At 58.1% G+C, this 22,460-nt stretch carries 19 protein-coding genes; 13 read left to right on the forward strand and 6 right to left on the reverse strand.

The features are described from left to right. Positions 1–62 precede the first annotated feature (62 nt). The 3 genes from ACVWYQ_RS31070 (at position 63) to ACVWYQ_RS31080 (ending at position 3,163) form a co-directional block, all read left to right on the forward strand. Entirely contained in the window at positions 63–1,088 is a 1,026-nt protein-coding gene (locus tag ACVWYQ_RS31070) for an alpha/beta fold hydrolase (RefSeq protein WP_456726736.1), read from the forward strand. 1,064 nt (positions 1,089–2,152) lie between these two features. Continuing rightward, the gene (locus ACVWYQ_RS31075; protein WP_456726737.1) at positions 2,153–2,374 is read left to right on the forward strand and encodes a hypothetical protein; all 222 of its coding nucleotides are present in this window, start codon (positions 2,153–2,155) and stop codon (positions 2,372–2,374) included. Positions 2,375–2,380: 6 nt separating this feature from the next. Beyond that, positions 2,381–3,163, forward strand: coding sequence for a hypothetical protein (locus tag ACVWYQ_RS31080; RefSeq protein ID WP_456726738.1), 783 nt, complete (start codon positions 2,381–2,383; stop codon positions 3,161–3,163). Between the two features lie 128 nt (positions 3,164–3,291). Here the strand turns inward: ACVWYQ_RS31080 and ACVWYQ_RS31085 are convergent, their stop codons facing one another. Then, entirely contained in the window at positions 3,292–4,284 is a 993-nt protein-coding gene (locus tag ACVWYQ_RS31085) for a hypothetical protein (protein ID WP_456726739.1), read from the reverse strand. 1,278 nt (positions 4,285–5,562) lie between these two features. Between ACVWYQ_RS31085 and ACVWYQ_RS31090 the strand changes: the two genes are divergently transcribed. The 10 genes from ACVWYQ_RS31090 (at position 5,563) to ACVWYQ_RS31135 (ending at position 17,164) form a co-directional block, all read left to right on the forward strand. Continuing rightward, positions 5,563–6,390 carry a S1/P1 nuclease gene (locus tag ACVWYQ_RS31090; RefSeq protein WP_456726740.1) on the forward strand — a complete coding sequence of 276 codons (828 nt, stop codon included), beginning with the start codon at positions 5,563–5,565 and terminating at the stop codon, positions 6,388–6,390. 164 nt (positions 6,391–6,554) lie between these two features. Beyond that, the gene (locus ACVWYQ_RS31095; protein ID WP_456726741.1) at positions 6,555–8,519 is read left to right on the forward strand and encodes a DNA/RNA non-specific endonuclease; all 1,965 of its coding nucleotides are present in this window, start codon (positions 6,555–6,557) and stop codon (positions 8,517–8,519) included. A gap of 282 nt (positions 8,520–8,801) precedes the next feature. Then, on the forward strand, positions 8,802–9,596 hold the full coding sequence (locus tag ACVWYQ_RS31100; protein ID WP_456726742.1) for a hypothetical protein: 795 nt from the start codon (positions 8,802–8,804) through the stop codon (positions 9,594–9,596). Positions 9,597–10,255: 659 nt separating this feature from the next. Further along, positions 10,256–11,284: a phosphatase PAP2 family protein gene (locus ACVWYQ_RS31105; RefSeq protein WP_456726743.1), complete on the forward strand. Its 1,029-nt coding sequence runs from the start codon at positions 10,256–10,258 to the stop codon at positions 11,282–11,284. Continuing rightward, a complete protein-coding gene (locus tag ACVWYQ_RS31110) occupies positions 11,277–12,458 on the forward strand; it encodes an acyltransferase family protein (RefSeq protein ID WP_456726744.1) in 1,182 nt (393 codons plus the stop codon). The genes ACVWYQ_RS31105 and ACVWYQ_RS31110 overlap by 8 nt, the downstream gene beginning before the upstream one ends. Before the next feature lie 226 nt (positions 12,459–12,684). After that, a complete protein-coding gene (locus tag ACVWYQ_RS31115) occupies positions 12,685–14,400 on the forward strand; it encodes a GspE/PulE family protein (RefSeq protein WP_456726745.1) in 1,716 nt (571 codons plus the stop codon). Positions 14,401–14,450: 50 nt separating this feature from the next. Further along, positions 14,451–15,674, forward strand: coding sequence for a type II secretion system F family protein (locus tag ACVWYQ_RS31120; protein ID WP_456726746.1), 1,224 nt, complete (start codon positions 14,451–14,453; stop codon positions 15,672–15,674). A 2-nt stretch (positions 15,675–15,676) separates the two neighbouring features. After that, on the forward strand, positions 15,677–16,129 hold the full coding sequence (locus tag ACVWYQ_RS31125) for a GspH/FimT family pseudopilin (RefSeq protein ID WP_456726747.1): 453 nt from the start codon (positions 15,677–15,679) through the stop codon (positions 16,127–16,129). Further along, positions 16,122–16,520: a PulJ/GspJ family protein gene (locus tag ACVWYQ_RS31130; RefSeq protein ID WP_456726748.1), complete on the forward strand. Its 399-nt coding sequence runs from the start codon at positions 16,122–16,124 to the stop codon at positions 16,518–16,520. Before ACVWYQ_RS31125 ends, ACVWYQ_RS31130 begins: the two co-directional genes overlap by 8 nt. Continuing rightward, entirely contained in the window at positions 16,517–17,164 is a 648-nt protein-coding gene (locus ACVWYQ_RS31135; protein ID WP_456726749.1) for a prepilin-type N-terminal cleavage/methylation domain-containing protein, read from the forward strand. The genes ACVWYQ_RS31130 and ACVWYQ_RS31135 overlap by 4 nt, the downstream gene beginning before the upstream one ends. 29 nt (positions 17,165–17,193) lie before the next feature. Here the strand turns inward: ACVWYQ_RS31135 and ACVWYQ_RS31140 are convergent, their stop codons facing one another. The 5 genes from ACVWYQ_RS31140 to gspD all read right to left on the reverse strand — a co-directional run bounded on the left by ACVWYQ_RS31140 (position 17,194) and on the right by gspD (position 22,356). Beyond that, positions 17,194–17,967 carry a prepilin peptidase gene (locus ACVWYQ_RS31140; RefSeq protein ID WP_456726750.1) on the reverse strand — a complete coding sequence of 258 codons (774 nt, stop codon included), beginning with the start codon at positions 17,965–17,967 and terminating at the stop codon, positions 17,194–17,196. Between the two features lie 28 nt (positions 17,968–17,995). After that, positions 17,996–18,490: a type II secretion system major pseudopilin GspG gene (gene gspG / locus ACVWYQ_RS31145; RefSeq protein WP_456726751.1), complete on the reverse strand. Its 495-nt coding sequence runs from the start codon at positions 18,488–18,490 to the stop codon at positions 17,996–17,998. Beyond that, positions 18,490–19,455 (reverse strand): cytochrome-c peroxidase, encoded by a 966-nt coding sequence (locus tag ACVWYQ_RS31150; RefSeq protein WP_456726752.1) that lies wholly within the window; start codon positions 19,453–19,455, stop codon positions 18,490–18,492. The genes gspG and ACVWYQ_RS31150 overlap by 1 nt, the downstream gene beginning before the upstream one ends. 101 nt (positions 19,456–19,556) lie before the next feature. Then, positions 19,557–20,414, reverse strand: a complete 858-nt coding sequence (locus ACVWYQ_RS31155) for a hypothetical protein (protein ID WP_456726753.1) — start codon at positions 20,412–20,414, stop codon at positions 19,557–19,559. Then, a complete protein-coding gene (gspD, locus tag ACVWYQ_RS31160) occupies positions 20,383–22,356 on the reverse strand; it encodes a type II secretion system secretin GspD (protein ID WP_456727217.1) in 1,974 nt (657 codons plus the stop codon). Before gspD ends, ACVWYQ_RS31155 begins: the two co-directional genes overlap by 32 nt. Between the last annotated feature and the right edge of the window lie 104 nt (positions 22,357–22,460).

The raw sequence follows: 22,460 nt of genomic DNA on the forward strand, positions 1-22,460 counted from the left end.
TTTATGACGCGCCGGAATCGTTGCTCGCTGGCGCTCCAGGCACCCTGGTGCGGCAGGAGCCGATGGATGGCGCTCCCCTCGGCGCCTCCACCTATCGCGTGCTCTATCGGTCGACGGGGCTGAACGGCCGGCAAATCTTTGTGTCCGGCGTCGTCATTGTTCCGCAGGGCGCGCCCCCGTCCGCCGGTCGTCCGATCGTTGCTTGGGCACATCCTACATCGGGCATCGTCCCGCGCTGCGCGCCCTCCCTCGCGGTTTTTCTCTTTCAGCAGATCCAGGGCCTTCGCTCGATGATCTCCCGTGGTTTCGTCGTCACGGCGACCGATTATCCGGGGCTCGGCACGCCTGGCCCGCATCCTTATCTGGTGGGTGAGAGCGAAGGGCGCGCCGTGATCGACATCGTGCGCGCGGCACGTTCCCTTCCCCGGGTAGGCGAGGGCAAGGACTTCACGGTGTGGGGACATTCGCAAGGCGGGCAAGCTGCGCTCTTCGCCGGCATGATGGCGAACGCGTACGCCCCTGAGCTGAGGCTTCTTGGTGTCGCCGCGGCGGCGCCAGCGACAGATCTTGCGAAGCTGATGAGCGACGATATCAACTCGATCGGGGGCAAGAATATTACCGCGATGACGCTATGGTCGTGGCACCGAATCTACGGAGCCGCTATCGACAATGTCGTCGATCCGCGCGCGATCCCCGCGATCGAGAGGCTGGCGCAAGAATGCATCGAAAGTCCTTTCGACTTGATCGTCAGGCAGAGGACAGGGCGGCCACTCGAGCAATATTTCCTGACGGTGCAAGATCCGACCAAGCTCGACCCCTGGCGATCGCTTCTCGAGCAGAATAGCGTCGGCGTACTCTCCCCTGAGATCCCCATCTTTTTGGCGCAGGGGAACAATGACCAAATCATCCAGCCGGCGATTACCAAGTCCTACATGGCCAAGCTGTGCAAGGCTGGCAGCAAGGTTAGGATGGTCATCCTTCCCGGTATCGGGCACGGACGCGCGGCACAGGCGAGCACGATGGCCGCGGTGAACTGGATGACTGATCGCTTTGCCGGGAAACCACCTCCGGACGATTGCGTCAGATAGGGCATCTCCAGAGAGCTGAAGGAGTTGGCCAGGCGGCCCGATGGACCATTACCACCTTCGACTTCGCCCAGCGTCCGGCGATGCACGAACTTCAGGATGCCAACCATCTTTCAAGACGTCTCTGCAATCTTGCTCAGGCGAGAGGGACAATCAATCGGCAGTCCCGTGCTATCTGCCCGATCATCCGAGGCCGGGAACGAGCATGGTGATCGAGTCGTGAAGCCAGCCTGGTCCGCCCAATAGCTTCAATGCGCATGCTGAAATCCCCCATCGAAAGGAGATATGCAAGCTCAACCAGCGCGCGAGATCAATAGGGCCTTCGCTGAATCGATAAAAATACGGATGAAGCACGACCGGTGAGAGGGCGAAAGAACGGTCTTCGCGATACGAGCCTTCCGGTTAATGCGGCTTCTGGCTGTTCTCAGCGAGCCGCACCTTCTCTCTGAGCTGCTCAACGTCCTCCATTGCTTTAAGCAATCTCACCAGATCGGAGACCATGTGTGCCACAGTGGGCTTGCGCGGCTTAAGGACTCGAGATTTCTGTTTCATCGCGAAACGGCTCCCTGCCAGGACCGACGGACATTCTCTGGCTCTGCAAGGAGCGCGCCAGCCGGAGTACAAACGCTTCGATGCGGGGCTGGCGCCTCGGCGGCTGATAAGGTTTGGTCGCAAACCTTATTAGTTGCTAGAGTCCGCATGCGAGGTGAAGCGGCGGCCGGTCCGACATAAACCCGATCGGCGTTCCCTCCTGCTGCATAATCCACAGGGACCCTTCGTCTGCCTGCGAACGCTAAACGCAACAGTTCACGGTTATATCGGCCGCTCGCATGTGAGAATTCGCAAATGTTTTCACTTCGCGCAAGTTGCAACCACCAAACCTAGGAGAGTGCGTTAAGTTAGCTATACACACGCGCGACGGGACCGCGCAGAAGTGCGGATCTTTGCGTTCTGTCATCCTTTAGTTCGATGAGGCGTTGTCGCGCGCTAGGCACAATGGCCCCCCTTGGTATATTCTGCGAAGCTGCTCGACACGTATTCCTTTTTGCAGCATGCAGGAGGGTCGAATGATCCTGACGCAAAGCCTTGATTGGCTCTACGAGCAATTGACAGACGCCAAGAAGAATAGCCGGCCTTACAACACGCTGCTGCTGGAGGAATTGGAGATTTTAAGAGAGGACCCGGGAATCAAAAAGAGCATATTTGAGCTCTATGCACAGAATCGCCTGCCGCCAGTGACCGGCCCTAGGCCATCGAACTGTGCGAGCTGCGGCAAGCCGCTTCCCTAAATCACTATGGCCAAAGCACCACGACCAGCTGCTTCTGGTGCCTACATTATCGTCGACGATGATGGTGATTCCGGTGCCTTCCGCTTCGCGCCGCGCGGTGGGAACGAGATCCCGGCGGATCAGAAAAAGGTTATTGCCACTGCGACCGAGCATTACGCTCGCATTCTTGAGTACATCGAAAGTGAGTCCGAGCAGAATGAGTGGCTGAGCGATCTTAAGCAGATCGTCAGCCTCGGCGCTGTCCAAGAGAACGCCGATCCAGCGAGCGCTCTGGCTCAGATTAGGGGCCGCGACAAGCTATTAGAGGAACGGTTGGCTACGTTCCTTAGACCGGCTCGCAACCGCCTAGTGAAGGCGGCAGGAGTGGTATTTGCCCTCGCCGTAGCGCTTGGCATCAGCCTGCGGCTTGTCTCTTGGAGTTACGCGCCCCAACTCGATCTCGCCTCGATTGCCAGCTATGCTTTTGCGGTCGCGTCATCGATGCCCGCTCTGGTCATCCAGTATCTTGTAGCAATTAGGAACGTATCGCCAAAGACGTATGCGGAACTAAAGTTTGACCTTTCGAGCGCGGCGTTGGACACGCTCGCTTGCGCTATCATGTGTGTTATCGTCGTGGCTCTCTTCGCGAGTGGTGCGGTCGCAGTCAACATCAAGGGCCTTGAGACCAAAGATGTTGAGTCGAACGTGCGTACTGCAATCGTCGTCGGGATAATCTGTGGCCTCGCCTCACGGCGGCTTGGGCCGGCTCTCCTGGGGCTCGGTGCTAGGCTCACGACGCGACTAAGATAGCTAGTGAACAGTAAATGGCAAAAAGCTTGTCAGTCTAAGGCTTGTGATACTGGAACGGTGCTCTGATTACAGGAACTCTACGCATAATGAAACCAGCAGTGCTCAAATTCTGCGAAGTGCCACTTTACCTACCTCACGGGCGCAATAAGGCCGACGGTGTTTATCTTTGGAATGTCCGTAGCCTTCGTACGAAGAACGATCACTTGAGACACGAGATCTAAGACCTGGAGCGATCGAGCTTCCTCCACCGACCCGAACGCAGGCCTCGGAATGTGAAATGCGTCGCCACCGTATGAGACCGTCACAGCCGCTCCAGCCGGGGCGGGAAGATTCCTTCGAACTTGAAAGAGTGGCACCGCTCGATAACCGATCGATGTTCCTACGAGCACGGTCGGATCAAACCGATGCTCTGAATAATTCTGCGCAGCTATTAGTTCACCTAGGTAGTACAACAATCCCATCGGTGTGCGTAGCGTTACACGTATCCGAGAATCCCTCAGTACATTAATTCCGAGCAGCCGAGTTTGCCGAAGAAACAACTGGAAGGGATACATGCTGCAAGCGTCCCGTCCACTGTTGAAAAGGACAGGCCGCCGCCCATAGTGGAAGCAGTGTAACGACACTAGTTCAGCTTGCTGGGACGCAATCCGCTCGCAGATTTGAGCTTCACGCTCAGTCGCTGGACTGAAACATAGTTGCTCCGCCTTCGCCAAAATAGTGTTCTGGAGGCTGGGCGAAACGGTCAGCGAGCCGATCAAGAGCAGGTCTATCAGCTCTTCCGGCCATTTCTGAGCTTCAAAATAGTAAGCGAGCTCTATGGGAATTTGGATTCGCATCCTCTGGGCAAACTCGGTTGTGTTCAGATTATCCATTGTAAATGAGTTGAAGCCACCGCCGATCGAGAGACCTGGATTCACGCTTTGGGATGTGAAGCCTGCGGGATCGAAGTTTGCGCTTGTCGCAATCGTTCCTGAAAAGGTGGGAGTTGCGAGCACCTGGCCGAATGAAACGAATGACATCGGAGCCCGCTGACTTGCGCGCACCGCGTTGAGAAGGATCGCCTCGTTGCTCGAAGTAGCAATCGCCGAGTCGTACGCCGCCGATTTGTCAATCAGTTCCACGCGTGTGCACGAGCAAAGGACCATCAGCGGGAGAATGAACAAATGCTTCAGAGCCGCGTTGCAACAGCTCCTTAGTGCGACCCGAGCGCGTGAGCATGCTTTCGCTAACAAGAGCGAAGATGCTTGCAGGAGAGTATTCGAGGAATGCATCATGTGTCCCCCGCAATGCGGCACTGCGCACCTTGCGTGGCCTCTTCCGGGCCCTGTGCAAAAGAACTTCTGATTCAAGCGACTACAATGCGCGCGCCAAAGGCCAAGTCGCGGAATATGAATATACGTTGCGGTATATATCTAGCCTTCAGTCTCAAATCTTTTGCGGCTCATCGATCGAGCGCGTTGTTACATTGACGAAAGATGCGTTCCATAGTTGCACAATCTGAAGTGGCGAGCTAGTTTTTTTGAAGTGGTTGCTCGTGCGCGCGTGTTACCAGCAATCAAAAACTCCGGCGAACTATCTCCGCTGTTATCGAACAATAACAGCGAGCGTGAAGCAATCGACACGTTCGAGACTGCCCGGACAAGCTCAGCACAATACAGAGGCGAGAATCTGAGACCGATGCAGTTGGCTGGCGGGGTATGACATGAGGTGCGTCCTTGTAGCCCTTGTCATCGCGCTTTGGTCGACGGGGCCCTGGCGCAAAGCACTGACTGCTGTGCCGTCGGACCCGCAGCCAAACTCGACGAAAATAAGCTGGTGTCAGGGAATATTCAGGAACTGCCCTCCATCAAAGTGTATGACGGCCCAATTCAGTCTGACAATGGTTTCGAAGACCTTCGCCTATACCGCGGTGCCATGAAGCGGATGCCTACGCGCTCTGGGAGATCGCAAGCCTGCGCGCGCTTGGGCGGGTGTTTCCGCCTTCGCAGCACGTTCTTTGTCGCGGACCAGCGCGGGATACCTCCAGATTATCCGGAGAGACAGTTTAGCGGCATTTCGCCGCAGTGGGTTATGGAGGCAGCGATGGTCTTCACCGCGCCTCCGGGCCGGCAGTATGTACCCGAAGAGGATACCTCGCCGAGCCGAGGGCTAAGCGATCATTGCCCGATCGAGTTCAAACCGAATTCCTGTAGTCAGAAGGACGACAGATTTGTGCGCCTTAGGCGCGCTCGCACCCGGTAAGGCCCGTAGCGGCTCTGATGCCAATTGTGTCTACGACGTTGGTTTCTGGAGGCGGAGTCCGTCTTGCGGAAAACAGCAGAGGCGGTATTGTCATGGCGCGTGTGACAAGACTTTTGATCATTCTTTGGTTGTGATTCATTAGCGAGGGGAAGCGTGCGATGCGCCGGATCATTGGCGCAATCCTGATGTGGATGGCGTCGCAAACGACCGCTTGGACTTGGGGCCAGGAAGGACACAGCATTGTCGGGGAAATAGCGCAGAGGAGACTCGCTGGTGATACTCTACGTGCCACCGCCGAACTCATTGGCCCGGGCGTGTCGCTCGCTTCGATATCAAACTGGGCAGATGATGAGCGGTCGCGAGACCGGCGTACTTCGCGCTGGCACTTTGTCGACATTCCTCTGGCTGAAAATGATTACGTCCCGGTCCGCGATTGTACCCCAAACCCCGAACAAGGCGATTGCATCGTCGCCGCAATAGCACGACAGCTGGGGGTCGTCGCGTGCTTGGCAAAACCGAAGGATGAGAGGCGTCGTGCACTTCTCTTCCTGGTTCATTTGCTAGGCGATCTGCACCAGCCCCTTCATGCCATTAAGGAGGACAGGGGCGGCAATGACATCAAAGTCACCATTGTCGTCCGTAACGGGGCCAACGGGAGTGCGGCCGAAGACACCAACTTTCATTCTGCCTGGGATTCGGGGCTCATTCGTAAGCTCGCCTGGTCCTGGGGGTCTTATGTTGATCGGCTCGAGCAGGTTTGGCTGCCCTCAGCGAGCGCTTCCCTTACAGACGGCACAGTTGAAAGCTGGGCACTCGAGACCCATCGTGCTGCGATTGATCTGTTCAGCATTCAGCCGCCGAATGGCGTGTTTGACGACGCCTACCTCGTCAAGGTTCGCCCTATTCTAGATCGTCAGCTATCCGTTGCCGGAGTACGGCTGGCGAAGCTTCTCAATGACGCCTTCGCTCAAAAACGGTGTGAGTGATATGGACAAGACGCGGCAGCCGACAGAGAGTGCAGTACCGCCGCTTGACGTCTCCGGCAACGCGGCGAACCCGCAAGGCGGGCGGCGGCGGCGGAGGAGGAGGCGGCGGAGGTGGACCTCATCAGGCGCTTAAGGCACGTGGGATCGAGGAGGTACGCTCGGATGTGAAGGAGGTCGACGTACCCGCTCTCGCGCAAGCGTTAAAGGGGCATCGTGAAGCGCTCGCATATACCGATCGTGAAGTGCTCCTCGACGCGAGGGACACGTCCAAGCGGATCGAGACTCGCCGTAAATTGATCGAGCCACACGAGCGCGATCCAAACGGGATCGAGCGTGTGCTCGGCGCGAGCAATCTCTGCTCCATCAATTTTCTCGCTCGGGGCCTGCAAGCTGCGGCATCGATCGCCCGCATCCGCGTACGGCTTAAGGACGGTTCTGGTGAGTGGTTTGGAACCGGCTTCCTGGTTGCTCCAAATCTACTTATGACCAATCATCACGTCCTGCCAAATGCGCCCGCTGCATCCCTGGCGATCGCAGAGTTTAATTACCAACATGACCTGAATGGCGTGGAATCTCTTCGCCGCGTTTACAACGTTATGCCCTCGTCACTTTTCTTCACGGACGCCAGTCTGGATGTGTCATTCGTCGAGGTTTCCCCTCGCGCGTTCGACGGAACGCCGCTTTCGGAATTCGGGTTTCTTCCACTTATTGCACGATCAGGAAAAGTTCTTGATGGAGAGTGGGTCTCCATCATTCAGCATCCCGGCGGTCAGCCCAAGCAGATTGCAATCCGCGACAGTCAAATACTTTCGCTTTCCGCCGAGGATGTAGAAGGCACTGATCCGGAAAAGTTCATTCACTATTCAACCGATTCAGAGCCCGGCTCCTCTGGCGCCCCTGTATTCAACGACCAGTGGCAAGTTCTCGCGTTGCATCACAAGGCGGTGCCTGACTACGACACCGAACATCGCAGGCTTGCGCGCGATGGAAAGACGGTTTGGACACCAGAAATGGGGGAGAAGGAGAAAGGGTGGATTGCAAACGAGGGGGTTCGGATCAGCGCCATCTACACGATGGTTGGCGAACGGCGTTTTGAGGATCCAGCCGCAAATGTCGTACGAGAACGTTTGTTATTTGGTTTGGCCAGCGCTCCCAGACTCATCCTTTCAGAGCTGTCGCCGCCGGCGGATGACGAAAGTCTTGAACACCAAGCCGTCGACTCACCAGCTGAGTTTTTTGAGGATGCGGAAGGATACGATCCAGAGTTCCTGGCTCGCAAAATTGCTCTTCCAAAAGTCAAATCGCCGGCGGACCGCGACAGACTCGCAGTCTTAATCAATGCCGGGGATGAAGTTGAACTGAAATATACGCACTTCTCGATTGTATTCGATGCGGAGCGCCGCTTCGCGCGATTTACAGCCGTTAACATCGATGGCAACAAACTCGTCCGTAATTCAGGGGTCAAGACATCTTGGCGGCGCGATGGGCGGATCGATGTTGAACGCCAGTGTGACGATGACTTCTATGTAAAATCTGTCGCCAAAGAGTCCGTCTACTTCCAACGCGGTCACTTGGTCCGCCGGGTTGATCCATCCTGGGGTGACCAAGAAGAATCCGAACGAGCGGTGAAGGACACGTTCCACTTCACCAACGCCGCCCCTCATGTTGCTAGGTTCAACAATACTATCTGGGGCAATCTCGAGGATTATCTCCTGGAGAAATGTGACCGCACTCGCAAGCGCATGACCGTCTTTTCTGGCCCGATTTTCCGCGCAAGCGACCCGGGATCCTATGGCAAGAAGCGTCCGAAGGGGCCTTACAAGGTTCCGGTCGAGTATTGGAAAGTGGCCGTCATTCAAAAGACGCCGACGAAGATTGCCGCTGCGGCTTTCAAGGTTGGACACGGAGATCTTCTCGATGATTTGACAGGCGCTGAGCGGGTTTTTGATGGTCTGCAGCCATTTACACCTCAGGAGCTCGTCGAGAACGGCATCCAAACAACGATCGAGATAATTGAGGAAGAAACCGGGCTCGATTTTGGTGGGTTGAAGAAGTTTGACAGCGTTGCGGGGCTGGAATCGACCTTTCACGTCCGACGCCTTCGCGCTCCCGAGGACATTATTATCTAACCAGTAGTGCAGATTTCGCTCGACTTGGGGGCCTCGGTCCCACGTGCCATTGAAATCTCGCGGGACCTCAGCGATCACGTGATCGAAGTTTGAAGTTGCTCTCCCGGACAGTGTGTCGAAAGATGTCTCTGGGTCGGAGAGTGATCCACTGAAGCAAATGGGGAGACAATGGGCGGAGAGCTGGACGACAACAAGAGTGTTGAGCCAAGTCCAATTGCTGATCTAGCTGCAACGGAACGCAGGGAGCTTCGAGAGGATGCTCTCCGCCGTTACGAGTCTCGGATGAAGCTTTGGACCGTGGTGTTGGGTACGATGGCAGTTGGCCTCGCAGGTATATTTGTTCCTGCGGCGATCAACTATACAACGTTGCTCTTCGACAGGCAGAAGGCCTATCAGACATACATCACCTCATTCTTAGAAAAAGGCATTAATCAGGATATTGAACTCCGGCTGCGTCTAGCAGGTTACTTTGCAAACGTGTCGGACGCAGATCAGAAGAAGCTTTGGGAATCTTATGAAACCAAGCTCTTCAAGCGACGCAACGAGGTTCGTGACACAATTAACGACCTTGAGGAAAAGTTTGCGATTTTGTGCCGGGGAAATGGGGGCAAGACGTTTGATATAGTCGGTATCGATCGCACACGCCGTTTGCTTGAGTGGGCCTATTCTGAGATTGGCTATGCCCAGACCAATCGCAGCATCATCACGCCGTCCTTTGACGCTCTAGAGCGTCGCAGGAGAGAATTATACTCGGAGACTCGGTCAGTCGTTGAAAGGCTCTCCCAGGTGAATGCGGCGATCCTCAAGTCCAGCGCAGACTACCGCCGCTTCTGGGAGCTCTATCGCAAGGACCTAATCGGAATCGAAAGCCGCGAAGTGGCCTCGCGTATGATTACCCTTGGGGCACAAATTGAGTCGCTAGTTGACAATGGGGTTGGCAATCAGGACGGCTACAAGAACGCAGTCCGCCAATTGTTCGAACAAATCGATCGAGAGTCGGGCGACTCGATCGCTGGGCCGCCAGTGGCGTGTAGTGCGTACGACGAGACAAAGGGCCGTCAGCAGCCTGCTCGGTAGTGGACTGTCCTTCACTCCACAGTCCGATAAGCAAACGAGCCAGATGGATTGGGTCCACCAACTGCTGAATAACATACGAAACGGGGCTCGGTAGCGCACGATAATGAATCAATCAAGGCCGTTGGTCGACCAAAAACTGGAGTTAGTCGTCTAACCGACAAGGAAGTTCGCCGATGGAGTCAGTTCGCTGACTGATAAGGTTTCATACGATAGCTTATCAGTTTCGGTGGACGAGGATGAACCTCCCGAGAAGTTAGGACAGACGCAAAAGCCTCCGGTGGAAAGAACAAGGGCGCCAATGTGCAGGCATTCGACCGACAGATAGAAATGATTTTCAACGAGCCGATTGCATCACTTTTCGACCGGTGCGGGTCGTTCACAGCAGGAATTGCCGAAGGACGCTCCATCGGCGAGTGGGTGTCCTCGTAAATCCGTGACGCCTATATAGCCAGCCGACTGGACTCCATTTGAGATATTCCAGCCTCACTGGCCGAGACACCTCATCGCAGACCTTTAAGACGTGGCGAAGAATGCGTGCATTGCCGAGTTTTCCCGAAATTCTATTGCAGAGGGGGATTGACGAAATACACACGCTGGAATTGTGACTCTTTTAAGAGTTGTTCTGTCATAAGCATTCTCCTGAAATGCGAGAATGCCCAATGAGAAAAGAAAGCGATGAGGCCCTGCCGCAATCGCTTCTCCATGCGCCGCTCGAATGGCCGCCGTTTGACCCGTCACTCTCACTCCTTCGGCTGAATTGGGCGCTAATCGGCGCACTCGCCGCGATATTCGGCGTCAGCGTTCTCCTGACCGACTTCAGCATCAAGTGGAACGGATATCTCACAGTAGGTGGGGCGGCAGCGGTCTACGGCTTTATGGGGCATGTCAACGCCAGATCCTCGACCGCCAGTCCCAGGGTCTATGCAACACTCCTGCTGCCAGCGCAGACCGTCCTGTTTCTCATCCTTCTCGTATCCATCGGCTACATTGCGGTCTCCGCGAATCTGCCAATGCAGGAATCCAGCCTGCTGGCCTTTGATCGCATGCTGGGATTGGACTTCCGGGCCTACGTTCACTTTGTGGACGAGAGGCCGGGTCTGCTGCATGCGTTCGCGCTCACCTATGATTCCATTAATAAGCAGATGCTTCTGTTGATTATCCTCCTGCCGCTGTTCGGATTCCATCAGCGCGGGGCGGAGTTTGTGCTCGGCTTGGCCGTAGCTCTGATCGGAACCACCTTCATCTCGACGCTCGTTCCTGCGACGGGAGCTTATGGGGCCGCAGGACTTGATCTCTCCGACCACCCGAACTTCGAGCCGGTTTGCTATTACGCGACTTTGCGCGAGTTGCCATTGATCCGGCAGGGCGTCACCAGGGTGATCGATGTGTACGCCTTAGCTCCCGTTCTGACCTTTCCCAGTTTTCACGCCGTTTTAGCTGTCCTCTATGTGTGGGCGATGTGGCCGATCCGGTGGTTGAGAATTCCGGGCGCGCTGTGGAACGCGGTCATGCTCGCTGCGACGCCGATCGGAGGCGGTCATTTCTTCGTCGATGTCATTGCCGGGGCCGTCATCGCTTTGCTGACAATAGTTGCCGTTCATTGCCTTGGACGTCGCTTGTCCCGCAACCACAAGATGGCCAAGCCGGCACCGCTGCCGCTCACGACCACGGCGGCGGCCCATGCGTGACCAGTCTTTTCTGCACCTAGCAGATCACCAGATGCAACGTCCCCGTCAGTCCCTCGTAGCGGCAGAACTCCCGCCGCAGGGCGAGACTTACTGCGATGGTTCGGCCAGACGCCAAGCTTCTAAAACGCCGCAGGTGTTCGCGGGTGTACAGGCAATGCGCGGCATTGCGGCGCTGTCGGTGGTCTGCGGGCATGCAGTCAGTGCGAGACCCGATATGGTGGGCCCGGAGCTTGCCGAAGGCGCGATGACCATTCTTGCGAGCGGTGTCGACATCTTCTTCGTTATCTCCGGCTTCATCATCGCAACAACAGCGGCGGCACAACACAACCCTTTCAATTTTGCGTTCAGACGAGCCCTTCGAATTTATCCGGTCTATTGGCTCGTGTTGCTGGCGGCGTTCGCCAGCTCCTACTGGATCATACTGGCGCCAGGGGAACGTCCGGCACTCGACGCCGGAACGATCTTCGCGTGGACATATCCGAACTGGTACATAGGGCCAGCATGGTCACTCGCTTTCGAGCTTCACTTCTATGCTGCGGTCACGATCATTGTCGCGATCAAGCCGAACCGGCTATTCGAAATGCTCTTCGCGTGGCTCGGTATGGTCGTCGTCGCGCTCTACTTCGGAATTCAACTCGGCATCTACTCCCACCCGCTGGTGCTGGAATTCGGCGCTGGCGTTGGTATCGCCTATCTCCTGATAAACCGCGGACTGCGCTTTTCACTCCGTCTCGTAGCCTATTCAGCAGGTCTGTTCTTTGCCGGCTGGTACTGGATCTTCGTGCACGGAGCGACCGATCCACAGTTCGCCCGCGTACCCACCTATGGCCTTGGCGCGGGATTGCTTATCCATGCGGTGGTATCTGCCGAGATCGAAGGGCGATCCTTCTCGCCCGTCTTGCAATACCTGGGCAAGATTTCGTACTCGCTGTACATGGTCCATTACCCGTTGGTGAAATGGGTCGCCAATTTTGATGGGCCGTGGCTGCTGTCGGTCGTCGGGACAGTCATCGCTCTCATCCTGCTCTCCATCGGTCTCGCCATCGCCTTACACATCCTCATTGAAGCGCCGATCCTCTCTTGGGGAAGAAGATTAAGCATTATGCGCCGGAAGCAACCAACCTCGGATCCACGGAAACGAGAAGGGACCATGTTTGCGGCAAGGATTGAATAAACAATTCCCTCCGCAGCGGGCGCCGGCAAGTGCCCGGACGCCGACGCGGTACTTCTGTGGGCTGTCAGTTGCCGTGGACGTAGCGGACCGATACGCCCGACCTGAATTCTTGTGGGGTCTGGTTCGTTCTGGGGCGCCACTTCCTACAAGCTCGCATTGAGCTTGGGTTGCAAAGAAAGTGCAATTCAGCTAAGACGAGACATGCATTGTTTCGGCGCGAGAGGCGATGTCAACTGCCGACGTGAGTGGACGGTCAAGCGATCCTATATCGATACTGGTCGATGCTGGACACCTGAATCAGGAATCGCTTTCGCGGGCGCGTCGACTGTCCACCGAGACCGGCGAGACGATCTCGCTTGCACTCACTCGACTTGGACTCGTTACCGAACATCAGATGGCGGACGCTTTTTCCAAGGCGCTTCACCTGCCGCGTATCAATGCGGAAGCTTTGCCAAGCGACAGATTGCCCTATGAAGGGCTGAGCCCGGCCTTCTTGCGGCACACTCGTGCATTGCCCTTCGCTAAAGAAACAGGCGGTGAGTTGGCGTTGGCAATGGCGAACCCACTCGACGACGCCACCGCTGAGGCGGTCGAATTGTTCGTCGGATTGCCGGTTCATCGGTATATTGCTTTGCCGACGGATATCGATACCGCTCTTGATAGGCTTTTTTCACACAGTACGGCTGATGCGTTGGGTGAAACCGGCGCGGAAACTGGTGACGATGTTGCCCGGATGGGTCTTGGAACATCCGATCTAGATCGGCTGCGTGAGGCGGCCAGCGATGCCCCTGTGATCCGCCTCGTGAACAACCTGCTCGGACGCTCCGTTGATGAGCGAGGTTCTGATCTTCATCTTGAGCCAACCGCTGACGGCCTAACTGTGCGACTGCGTGTGGATGGACGCCTCCACATCTTGAATCCTCCGGTGCCTCTTCGGCTACGCGACGCCGTCGTAAGCCGGGTAAAATTGATGGCCGGGCTAGACATCGCCGAACGGAGATTGCCGCAGGATGGGCGCATTGCCCACGCAGTCCGTGGGCGGGAGATTGACTTTCGCGTGGCGACGACGCCCACCTCTCATGGCGAAAGTGTCGTGATCCGAGTCTTGGACCGAACTCAGGTTCAGCTGGATTTCGACGCGCTTGGCTTCGATGAGCGGGCTATGGCGGAACTTGCACCCTTGCTCCGCGCACCGCATGGAATGATCCTCGTAACCGGTCCAACTGGAAGCGGCAAAACCACGACACTCTATGCTGCTCTTTCCTTGCTTAATACGTCCGATCGTAAGTTGATGACGATTGAGGATCCCGTAGAATACCAGCTTGGGGGCGTTCAACAGGTGCAGGTGCAGCCTGGCATTGGCCTTAGTTTTGCGCGTGCACTGCGGTCATTCTTGCGACATAACCCCAATGTTGTCATGGTCGGTGAAATTCGCGATCTGGAGACGGCCCAGATTGCGGTGCAAGTTGCTCTGACGGGCCATCTGGTGCTGTCGACTCTGCATACAAACGATGCTGCAACCGGCGTGACGCGCCTGCTTGACATGGGGGTCGAGGACTATCTGATCGCATCGACATGCAATGCCATTCTCGCCCAGCGGCTGGTGCGCACGTTATGCACCGATTGCCGCATACCATATGAGGCGAGTTCGAGCTATTTGAGCCGATTGGGCGTTCCCAACGAAAACCCGATGACACTGTTTCAACCGGGCGGTTGTGCCTCGTGTGGCGGAAGCGGTTATCGAGGGCGCACGACAATCCTCGAGATCTTGACCCTGACTGATGCTGTTCGCGAGATGGTTTTGCGGCGAGCGTCGGCTGCCGAGATCGCGCGGGCTGCTATGGAGCAGGGAATGCGGACCATGCATGCGCATGGCATGGAAAAGGCTCTTGCGGGACGGACAACCGTTGAAGAAGTGCTTGCCGCGACGCGGGCCACTTGAGCATAATGACGTGTTGGTCTCAGCTACAGCCACCGGTACGTGTGGAACGCATGGCCCAGTTTCAATATAAGGTTGTTGCCCCGGACGGTTCGGTTGCGCGCGGACGCTTGGAGGCAGCCGACCGATATGCGGCCGCCGCGCGCCTGCAATCACAAGGCAACGTGCCGCTCACCCTTGAGCCGTTCGAGCCCGTTACCGGCTTCCGGGCCTTGCTCTCGCAGGAAATCGGCGGTGCGCAGCGGCGCGGGCCAAAGCTTGCCGCGGATCTGGTGGGCCGCCTATCCCCGCTGCTCGACGCGGGCGTTGCCCTTGAGCCGGCGCTGTCGCTGCTTGCCGGATCGGAGGGCCAAGCTGCCATCAAGCACCTTGCCGCAGAGCTCCTGAGACGCCTTCGCGGCGGAGCGGGTCTTTCCGACGCCATGGCCGCATATGGCGATACGTTTTCGCCTCTGGTCGTTGCCATGGTGCGGGCCGGCGAGGCGAGTGGCGCCCTGGCTGCGACCCTCGGCCGTTTGGCTGATCATCTCTCCCGGGCGGAGGCTGTGCGGCAGTCGATCCGCTCTGCCCTTATCTATCCAGCCGTGCTTCTAATGACGGCCGTCGGATCTGTATTATTGGTGTTGCTCTCCGTCCTGCCTCAGCTCGAGCCCATCTTCGCTGAGGCCGGCGAACGGTTGCCGCTGATGACGCGGATGGCATTCGCGGCAAGCGCTCTGCTGAGACAATTTTGGTGGGTGGGAGTCGTCTGTGCCGGCCTGTCTTTCCTGGTCGGCCGCCGCCTCCTTGCCGATCCAAACATCTGCAACCGAAGAGACGCCATTATGCTGCGTCTTCCCGTGCTGGGCATGACGATTCGACGCGCGGAGGCTGCTCGCTTTGTCCGAGTGCTGGGTACGTTGCTGAGCGGAGGTATAACCCTCGCACCGTCCTTGGTGCTTGCACGTCCCGTCCTCGGCAATCGGATGATCGTCGAGGTGATTGAACGCACCATCGGCGCGGTCAGGGGGGGCAGCGGGCTTGCCGGTCCGCTGGCGCAGGGAAACGTCTTTCCCGAGCTTGCGGTTCAAATGATCAAGATTGGTGAGGCAACGGGACGCCTTGATTCTATATTACTCCGGCTAGCGGACCTCCTAGATTCCGAAGTTCAGCGCACGCTCGATCGAGCGTTGGCGCTGCTTGTTCCCATCTTGACGATCGGCCTCGGCGGTCTCGTTGCGGGAATTATTGCCTCGGTGATGCTTGCCGTGCTCGGTATCAACGACCTCCTGCACTGAAGATGTTCAAGACGGTCACCTCAAGCACAGACGTTGGTTTCACTTTGCTGGAGCTATTGGTCGTGCTGGCGATCCTCGGAGGGCTCGCCGCGATGTCCCTGCCGAAATTGAGATTAAACGAAGGCGCGCGATTGCGAGCGAGCGCGCATGCGCTCGTCGTCGATCTGCGCCTTAGCCGAGACGAGGCCATTCGGCGTGGACAAGTGACTGCCCTGGTGTCGGATGGGCACGGATACCGACTTCTCCCCGGTGGGCGGCGCAAGTCCTTGGCAAGCGGGATGTCGCTTACGCTGGGGACATCTGGTGGTCCGCTTGTGTCATCGGCCATAGATGAAATTCGCTTCTTTCCCGACGGGAGCGCAACTGGTGGAAGGCTGACAGTGCAACAGGGGGAAGCTGCGGCTATTCGCGTGGGGGTGCGCGGCTTCGATGGTAAGGTTCGATTGTATGAGTAAGACGTCTGGCAAGGATCGCGGATTCACGCTCTTGGAGATGCTGATCGCGCTCGTCATTCTCATCACTGGCTTTGCCGCATACTACCTTGCGCTCGGCGGCGGCCTGCTGGCCGGAGCCACTTCCGAGCGGGCATGGCGGACGGCAAATGCCGCGGAGAACCTGGTCGCCTCGCTGGGCCGTTCGATTGCGCTCGACAGACGCTCGCTCGATGGAGAGTTGCGCGACGGACAGCACTGGAATCTTCATCTCGAACCGTTCGATCCGATTGCAGCAGATGGTCCCAGGCCGCCGCTCAGGGGGCATACCGTCACTCTGGACATTGTCCCGGCCGAAGGTCGGGGAGAGGTGCTACATCTCCAGACGTTCCTGATTGGTCCAAAGCTGCCATGACTCCCGCTCGTTCATCACAAGACGCGGGGCTGACGTTAGTGGAATTGCTCGTTGTGCTCGCACTCACGGGTATGCTCGGAGCTTTGGTCGCCTCCGGCTTGCATACGGCTTCCGGCACCTTGCAGCGAACATTGCTGCGCAATAGCGACAACGAAGAGCTTCTCGCGATCAGCAGGCAGATGAGGCAGCTGCTATCAAGAGTGTCGTCGGAAAAACTCGGAAGTTGGTCCCACGGGACTATACGATTTGAAGGAAGTCGAGATCACATCAAGTTCCTTGCGCCGCTGGCTCCGCGCTTCGGTGCCCAGGACATTGTGGCCTATGCAATTGACTTCACCGGAGAGGGCAAACTCAGGACAGCTTGGCAGCTTGATCGCGAGTCGCCGTCGGCCCGCAAAACTGCTGCGTCGACTCCGGTGCAGGAAATTCTGGAAGGGGCTACTGACGGAGCATTCGCCTATTTCGGCGCGGCGGATGGTCAGCCGGCTCAATGGACAGACAGTTGGCTGGCACAAGCGCGGCTTCCTCAGCTTGTCCGAATCCGCTTTGTTTGGCGTGGCCAGACCGAGGAATTGATCGTGGCTCCCATGTTGACCACCGGGCCCTGTGCGATTCCCGACTCGGACCTGCCATGTTCGAACTAGGGAGACGTTCAGTGGCCCTCGGGATCATCTCAATCGAGCTGGTAGAGCAGCATGGGGCCATAGATATATGTCAACCAGATTGCAGCTGATAGAAATGGCCCGAATGGAATAGCTGCGGTTCGATCGATTGCGCGACCGCTGATCCGGCCGAGCACAATTGCCAGAATCCCGAGGAGAGCTGCTAGGAGGACGACGTTGGGAAGTGCGCTCCCTCCGAGCCATGCTCCGGCCGCAGCCATGAGCTTTGCGTCGCCCAGGCCTAGACCTTCACGGCCGCGGAGGGCCCGATAGACAGTCGCGATCGCCCTGAAACTGGTATAACCGAGCAATACCCCGACAACGCTCTCGGGCAGTTGTTCCGGCGCGAGCATGGCCTGTGTAGCCAATCCGGCGGCGAGCAGGGGCAAGGTTAAGGCATCCGGCAAACGGAAATGCTCGGCGTCGATCCAGGACAGGATCAGAAGTATCCAGCCGAGGATGCAGGCAGTCCACAGCCAAAGCGGAGCACGGTCGATTATGGTGGCCCAGCACGCAAGGGCCACGCAGGAGAGCTCGATCGCGAGATGGAATGGGGATATCGACGCATGGCACGTGCGGCATCGTCCCCTCAGCGCCAGATAACTGATGATAGGCACGAGGCACAAAGGTGAAAGCTTGCAATTGCAGGCGTCGCATCGCGAGCGCGACCAGAACAGATCGCGCTTTTGCGGAAGTCTCCTTATGACCACGCCGGCAAAGCTGCCGGCTATCGGAGCGACGCAGATAGCAAGCGGCCACGAAGAAAGCTGAAGTTCTTGCAACATGACTGTGCCGTCGTTGGAGTGATGTCGCTCATGAAGCGTTGCAGATCAGCTCCGGACCGTTACTGCTCGCGTCCCCGGATTCGCCCTTGGAGCACAAGTCGTAGTCGCGTCCGGGACGCTGGGAGGGACTTCGATATATGTAGGGCCTGCCCCAGGCATCGAGCGGTACTACCTCGCCTTTGACGTAGGGACCGTTCCAGCGCGGCGCCGACGTCGGTCGTGTTATGAGGGCTTGCAGACCCTGCTCCGTGGTCGGAAAGCCGCCGACGTCCAGCTTGTACATCTCCAGAATCGAACCCAGCCGCTCGATAGATTGTTGGGCAATGGAGACGCGCGCCCCACCCAACTGCCGGAGAGCGACGGGCGCGACAAGGCCGATCAGCAAGCCGAGAATGGCGACGACCACCAGAAGCTCCAACAGCGTAAATCCGTCGTCGCCGGAGCTGGCGGAGCGGGGTTGTAGGTGGACGAAATCGCAGCGTCTTCCGCGACGGAGGAGCGTTGAGGCAATGTTGAATCGCATTACTTGGTCTCCTTTATGTTGGAGCTTGCCGAAACGGGGTCCGTGTTGATCAGGTTCTCTGGCGTCAAAGCACCCAGGAATGCGATGATCGCGTCGACCTCGTCGACGCTTAGGTAAAGAGGACCAAGCCGGCCACCGAGAGTGGGCGCTTCTCCAATACCGCGGTTGTACCGTTCGACAGCCGCCCGCAGAGAGGAGATGCTTCCATCATGCATAAGGTATCGGCGCAGCGCGACGCCCCGCAGACTGGGCGTCTTGAAAGCAGCAGTGTCCGAATTGTTGCCGGTAATCGCAGCGCGGCCGGCATCAAGGCATGAGCCGCCTGTGCAGCCCACGCCCGTTGCGTGAAAGTTTCCGTCCGTGAAAGGCGCGTGCAGCCCATTGACAAGATGGCAGCTAGCGCAGCGAGCCTTGTGGGTAAAGAGTCTGAAGCCGTCCAGCTCTTGAGATGTAAGAGCCTGCTCATCGCGACGGAAATTGTAGCGGTCAAAGCGGGACTCTCCTGGCACGAGCGAGGCGACATAGGCGGCAAGTGCATCCAAGACCAGATCCCGATCGATATCCGCAGCACCGAATGCGGCAACCAGCTTGCCCGTGGCTTCATCGGAATTCAGCCGCTCCAGCGTGATCGGCCAGTCTGTCGCCATCTCGGGCGATTCAAGAGGGAAGGTCGCCTGGCTGCGCAGGTCCCCGGCTCGTCCGTCCCACATGAGGGACTTGGCTTCCTTCAAACCGAGCAGTGACGGAGCGTGTCTGCTGCTCTGGAAGCCCGCAACGCCCACGGCGAGCGGGCGATCTCCTGAAAAGCCCAAGGCAGGGATATGACAGGTTTGACATGATGTGGAGCCATCGCGGGACAGCAGTGGCGAACGAAATAGCTGCTCGCCCAATGACACCAGAGCCGGGGAGGGATGATCAGCCGTCGTCTTCGATATGGAGTTTGTCGCGGTGCCGAAGAGCGCCATGGCGCTCCCGAAAGCGATCGCGAACCGCAGCGTCAACCAGTGTCGTCTGCCCCTTTCCCGAACGAGGGGTATCTGCGGCCTTGCGTCGATCGGTGACATTTCTATTGCCATGCGAGCACTCGATAAGGCTCATCCCGGTCGCCCGAAATTTGGATGGACGCAGAGCGCCTCACAGTCATGTCCGAGAACTCGGCGGTGGCGACGATCGTGATGGCTTCGCCAACTGCCGCTACTCGGGCCGCTCCAGCTGCGTTGCCGTTCTGCCGGGCCGCAAGTTGAGCCGAGGCGAAATTATCGCTCCCCGCGGCAAGGACGCGGAGAAGAGCATCCTTCGCGACGCTTAGATCGACTGTTCCACTACTGGACCACACGGTCGTGAAGGGAGCTACCGCAGCCTGGAGCGCATCGGTCATTCCAATGACGAGACGCAGTTCGTCAACGGATCGAAATGGCGCAAAGCGCGGACCGTACGTGCGGCCCGCTTCGGTGTACAAAGCCAGGACAGGCTCGACCGGTGAATTCCGGAGGGGCGAGCGCCAGACCTCGATCTGCTGGGCAATGAACTCGGCTTCATCGTTCGACAGGCCCTGGGCTTGCAATATCGAGATTAGTTGTTGGGGCGACGCAGCGTTGAGATCCAGTTTTCCCGCCTCGCTTTCACAACTGAGAACGACGCGCGCTCCCAGGAAGTTGATCTCGCGGGGCGCGCCGTCCAGAGGGAGCCGTACCGGATCACGGGGGTCGAGCAGCGACAGAATGGCCCGATTGATTGCGCCGTCCGCGATCATGCGGCCTCGCAGCTGCGACACCGCAGTATTCGCAATGGTCTTTGCCGCCCGGGCCTCGAGCAGGAAGCTGCCGGCCAGGACCGACAAGAGGAGCAGAGCCCAGAGCACGAGAACGAGGGCAAAGCCTTTATCACGATCTTCAGGGGCGTCGCGGCGCACGGAAACTGTCATGGAGCATCGGAAGTTTTGCACTGAGTTCATCTGTGGCCGCATCGGCGGAGGCGGCATTACGAATGACATGGGGTTGGATCAGCACCAGAAGCTCGGTGCGGTTGATCCGGTCGTCGCTCGTTCCGAAAAGCGGCCCGACCCCAGGAACGTCCTTGAGCCATGGGACGCCCCTGCGATCACGTGCACGACTGTCGCTGATTAATCCTCCGATGGCGACTGTTTGTCCATCTTCGACGACGACCGAAGTGGCGACACGGCGCTGCTGAATGGTCGGACTGTTCAACGTCGAAGTCGTGGTCGGGATGCTCTGGCTGACCTCCTGGGCGATGTCCATCAGGACCCTGCCATTGCGGTTCACACGAGGGGTGACGCGAAGGATGATGCCGGTGTCGTACATCTGGATCGAGTTAACGGTCGGAGCGTTAGGTGTGATGTTGCTGACGGATGAGGAAGTTGCGATAGGGACCTGATCGCCGACCTGGAGCGACGCGGTTCGATTGTTCAAGACCATCAGCTTCGGCGCCGAAATCACGCGAACCGTCGTGTAGTTCGATAAAAAATCCAATGTCGCTTTGATATCACTGCGGAGCAGCGCGGCGGAGAGACCTCCGGTGGCCGGCCCAAGCGCCGTAGCTGCAACCGCCGAACTCAAGGCCGAGAAGGCACCCGTGTTCAGCGATACCTGGACGCCATACCGGAAGCCGTCGTTGAGATCGACTTCGGCGATCGAAGCTTCAAGCATGACTTGCAAGGGAGCGGCATCGAGCCTGACCAGTGCCGCTTCGACCTGAGCGTAGCGCTCGGGTGTCGTCATGATCAGAAGGGCATTGTTGGGTTCGTCGGCGGTGATCCGCAGGTCCGTCAAAGCCGCCCCGGCATCACTCCCCGGGTTATCCGGCGTGGACGCCGTAATTGAGCCGACTGGTGTGGTGAGTGACGCTAGTGCAGCGCCGGAGCCGCCGCTCGCTGAGTTCACAAGCGGCGAACTGAGTCCCGGCGAGATCGGCGGCGGGGACTCGGTCGGAGGGGCAAAGTCGTCGACCGACGGGACGGCAGACGGGCTGGTTGGAGCTGACGTGGTGCCGGCCCGGGATTGCGAGAGAGCCTTGGTAAGGACGCTCGCAAGGTCCCGCGCACGCCCATTCTGCACGTGGTAGACGAACAGGCGGGGCTTCAACACGTTCCGGCCGCGATCGAAGCGCTCGACCCAGGTCCGCATCTCCTCGACGTGGGCATAGTTCTTCGAAACGACCAGAATCGCGTTGAGATGAGCGATAGGGACGATCCGCACGACTCCGGCCAACGGTCCCTGCTTGCCAATAACGCTATTGAGGCCTTCCGCGACATTGGCGGCTGAGGAGTAGCGCAGGGGGAATAGTCCAAAGGATTGACTGCGTAGCCAATTGACGTCGAACATTGCTATCGCTCGCTCGGCACGGTCGACGTCGCTCGCAGTGCCTGCCAGAGTGATTAGGCTGGCGTTGGATGCGGCCGCCGGAATCACTGTCCCAGGCGGCACCAGGGGGTCGAGGACACGCTGAACATCGGGCGCGGTGACGTAGCGCAAGGGAACGAGCCTGACTTGATACCCTGGGCTCAGTGAATTTCCGGAGAGGCCGATTGCACCGCGTTGTGCCGCGTTCGCGATTGGCACCACCTGATACCCCGAGGAGCCAGGGACCAGAGCTGCGCCAGCTAGCTTGAGAGCTTCTTCGAAGGCCGGCAGAATAGCTGCTCGCGAGAGAGGCTTGGCGGTGCGCAGCGAGATGGTCCCCTGGATGGCGGGATCAACGATGTAATTGATTCCAAGCATGTCGATGAGGACGGCCTTGAGAACGTCCCGGATATCAACGTTGTCGAAATTGAGCACATACTCGCCATTCTTGATCGTTGCGGTCGGGACATCGGCAGCGATGGCCGGCAGGTCGTTGGCACCGCGCACCAAGATAGGCGCACTAGCTCCGGTGGCCGCGTCTGCCGAAGGCGGAGGAGCTCCCGCCCTGGGAGCCGTATTCATCGACGAGCGGAACGGCCGAAAAGGACCTG

It is taken from the genome of Bradyrhizobium sp. USDA 3397 (assembly GCF_054060965.1).

Excerpts from the sequence above, each read along its gene's own strand:
- ACVWYQ_RS31155 (WP_456726753.1), bottom strand. The coding sequence starts at position 20,414 with ATGACAGTTTCCGTGCGCCGCGACGCCCCTGAAGATCGTGATAAAGGC.
- ACVWYQ_RS31140 (WP_456726750.1), bottom strand. The coding sequence starts at position 17,967 with ATGTTGCAAGAACTTCAGCTTTCTTCGTGGCCGCTTGCTATCTGCGTC.
- ACVWYQ_RS31070 (WP_456726736.1), top strand. The coding sequence starts at position 63 with ATGGATGGCGCTCCCCTCGGCGCCTCCACCTATCGCGTGCTCTATCGG.
- ACVWYQ_RS31125 (WP_456726747.1), top strand. The coding sequence starts at position 15,677 with ATGTTCAAGACGGTCACCTCAAGCACAGACGTTGGTTTCACTTTGCTG.
- ACVWYQ_RS31135 (WP_456726749.1), top strand. The coding sequence starts at position 16,517 with ATGACTCCCGCTCGTTCATCACAAGACGCGGGGCTGACGTTAGTGGAA.
- ACVWYQ_RS31075 (WP_456726737.1), top strand. The coding sequence starts at position 2,153 with ATGATCCTGACGCAAAGCCTTGATTGGCTCTACGAGCAATTGACAGAC.
- ACVWYQ_RS31120 (WP_456726746.1), top strand. The coding sequence starts at position 14,451 with ATGGCCCAGTTTCAATATAAGGTTGTTGCCCCGGACGGTTCGGTTGCG.
- ACVWYQ_RS31110 (WP_456726744.1), top strand. The coding sequence starts at position 11,277 with ATGCGTGACCAGTCTTTTCTGCACCTAGCAGATCACCAGATGCAACGT.
- ACVWYQ_RS31090 (WP_456726740.1), top strand. The coding sequence starts at position 5,563 with ATGCGCCGGATCATTGGCGCAATCCTGATGTGGATGGCGTCGCAAACG.
- ACVWYQ_RS31105 (WP_456726743.1), top strand. The coding sequence starts at position 10,256 with ATGAGAAAAGAAAGCGATGAGGCCCTGCCGCAATCGCTTCTCCATGCG.
- ACVWYQ_RS31115 (WP_456726745.1), top strand. The coding sequence starts at position 12,685 with ATGTCAACTGCCGACGTGAGTGGACGGTCAAGCGATCCTATATCGATA.
- gspG (WP_456726751.1), bottom strand. The coding sequence starts at position 18,490 with ATGCGATTCAACATTGCCTCAACGCTCCTCCGTCGCGGAAGACGCTGC.
- ACVWYQ_RS31100 (WP_456726742.1), top strand. The coding sequence starts at position 8,802 with ATGAAGCTTTGGACCGTGGTGTTGGGTACGATGGCAGTTGGCCTCGCA.
- ACVWYQ_RS31130 (WP_456726748.1), top strand. The coding sequence starts at position 16,122 with ATGAGTAAGACGTCTGGCAAGGATCGCGGATTCACGCTCTTGGAGATG.
- ACVWYQ_RS31150 (WP_456726752.1), bottom strand. The coding sequence starts at position 19,455 with ATGGCGCTCTTCGGCACCGCGACAAACTCCATATCGAAGACGACGGCT.
- ACVWYQ_RS31080 (WP_456726738.1), top strand. The coding sequence starts at position 2,381 with ATGGCCAAAGCACCACGACCAGCTGCTTCTGGTGCCTACATTATCGTC.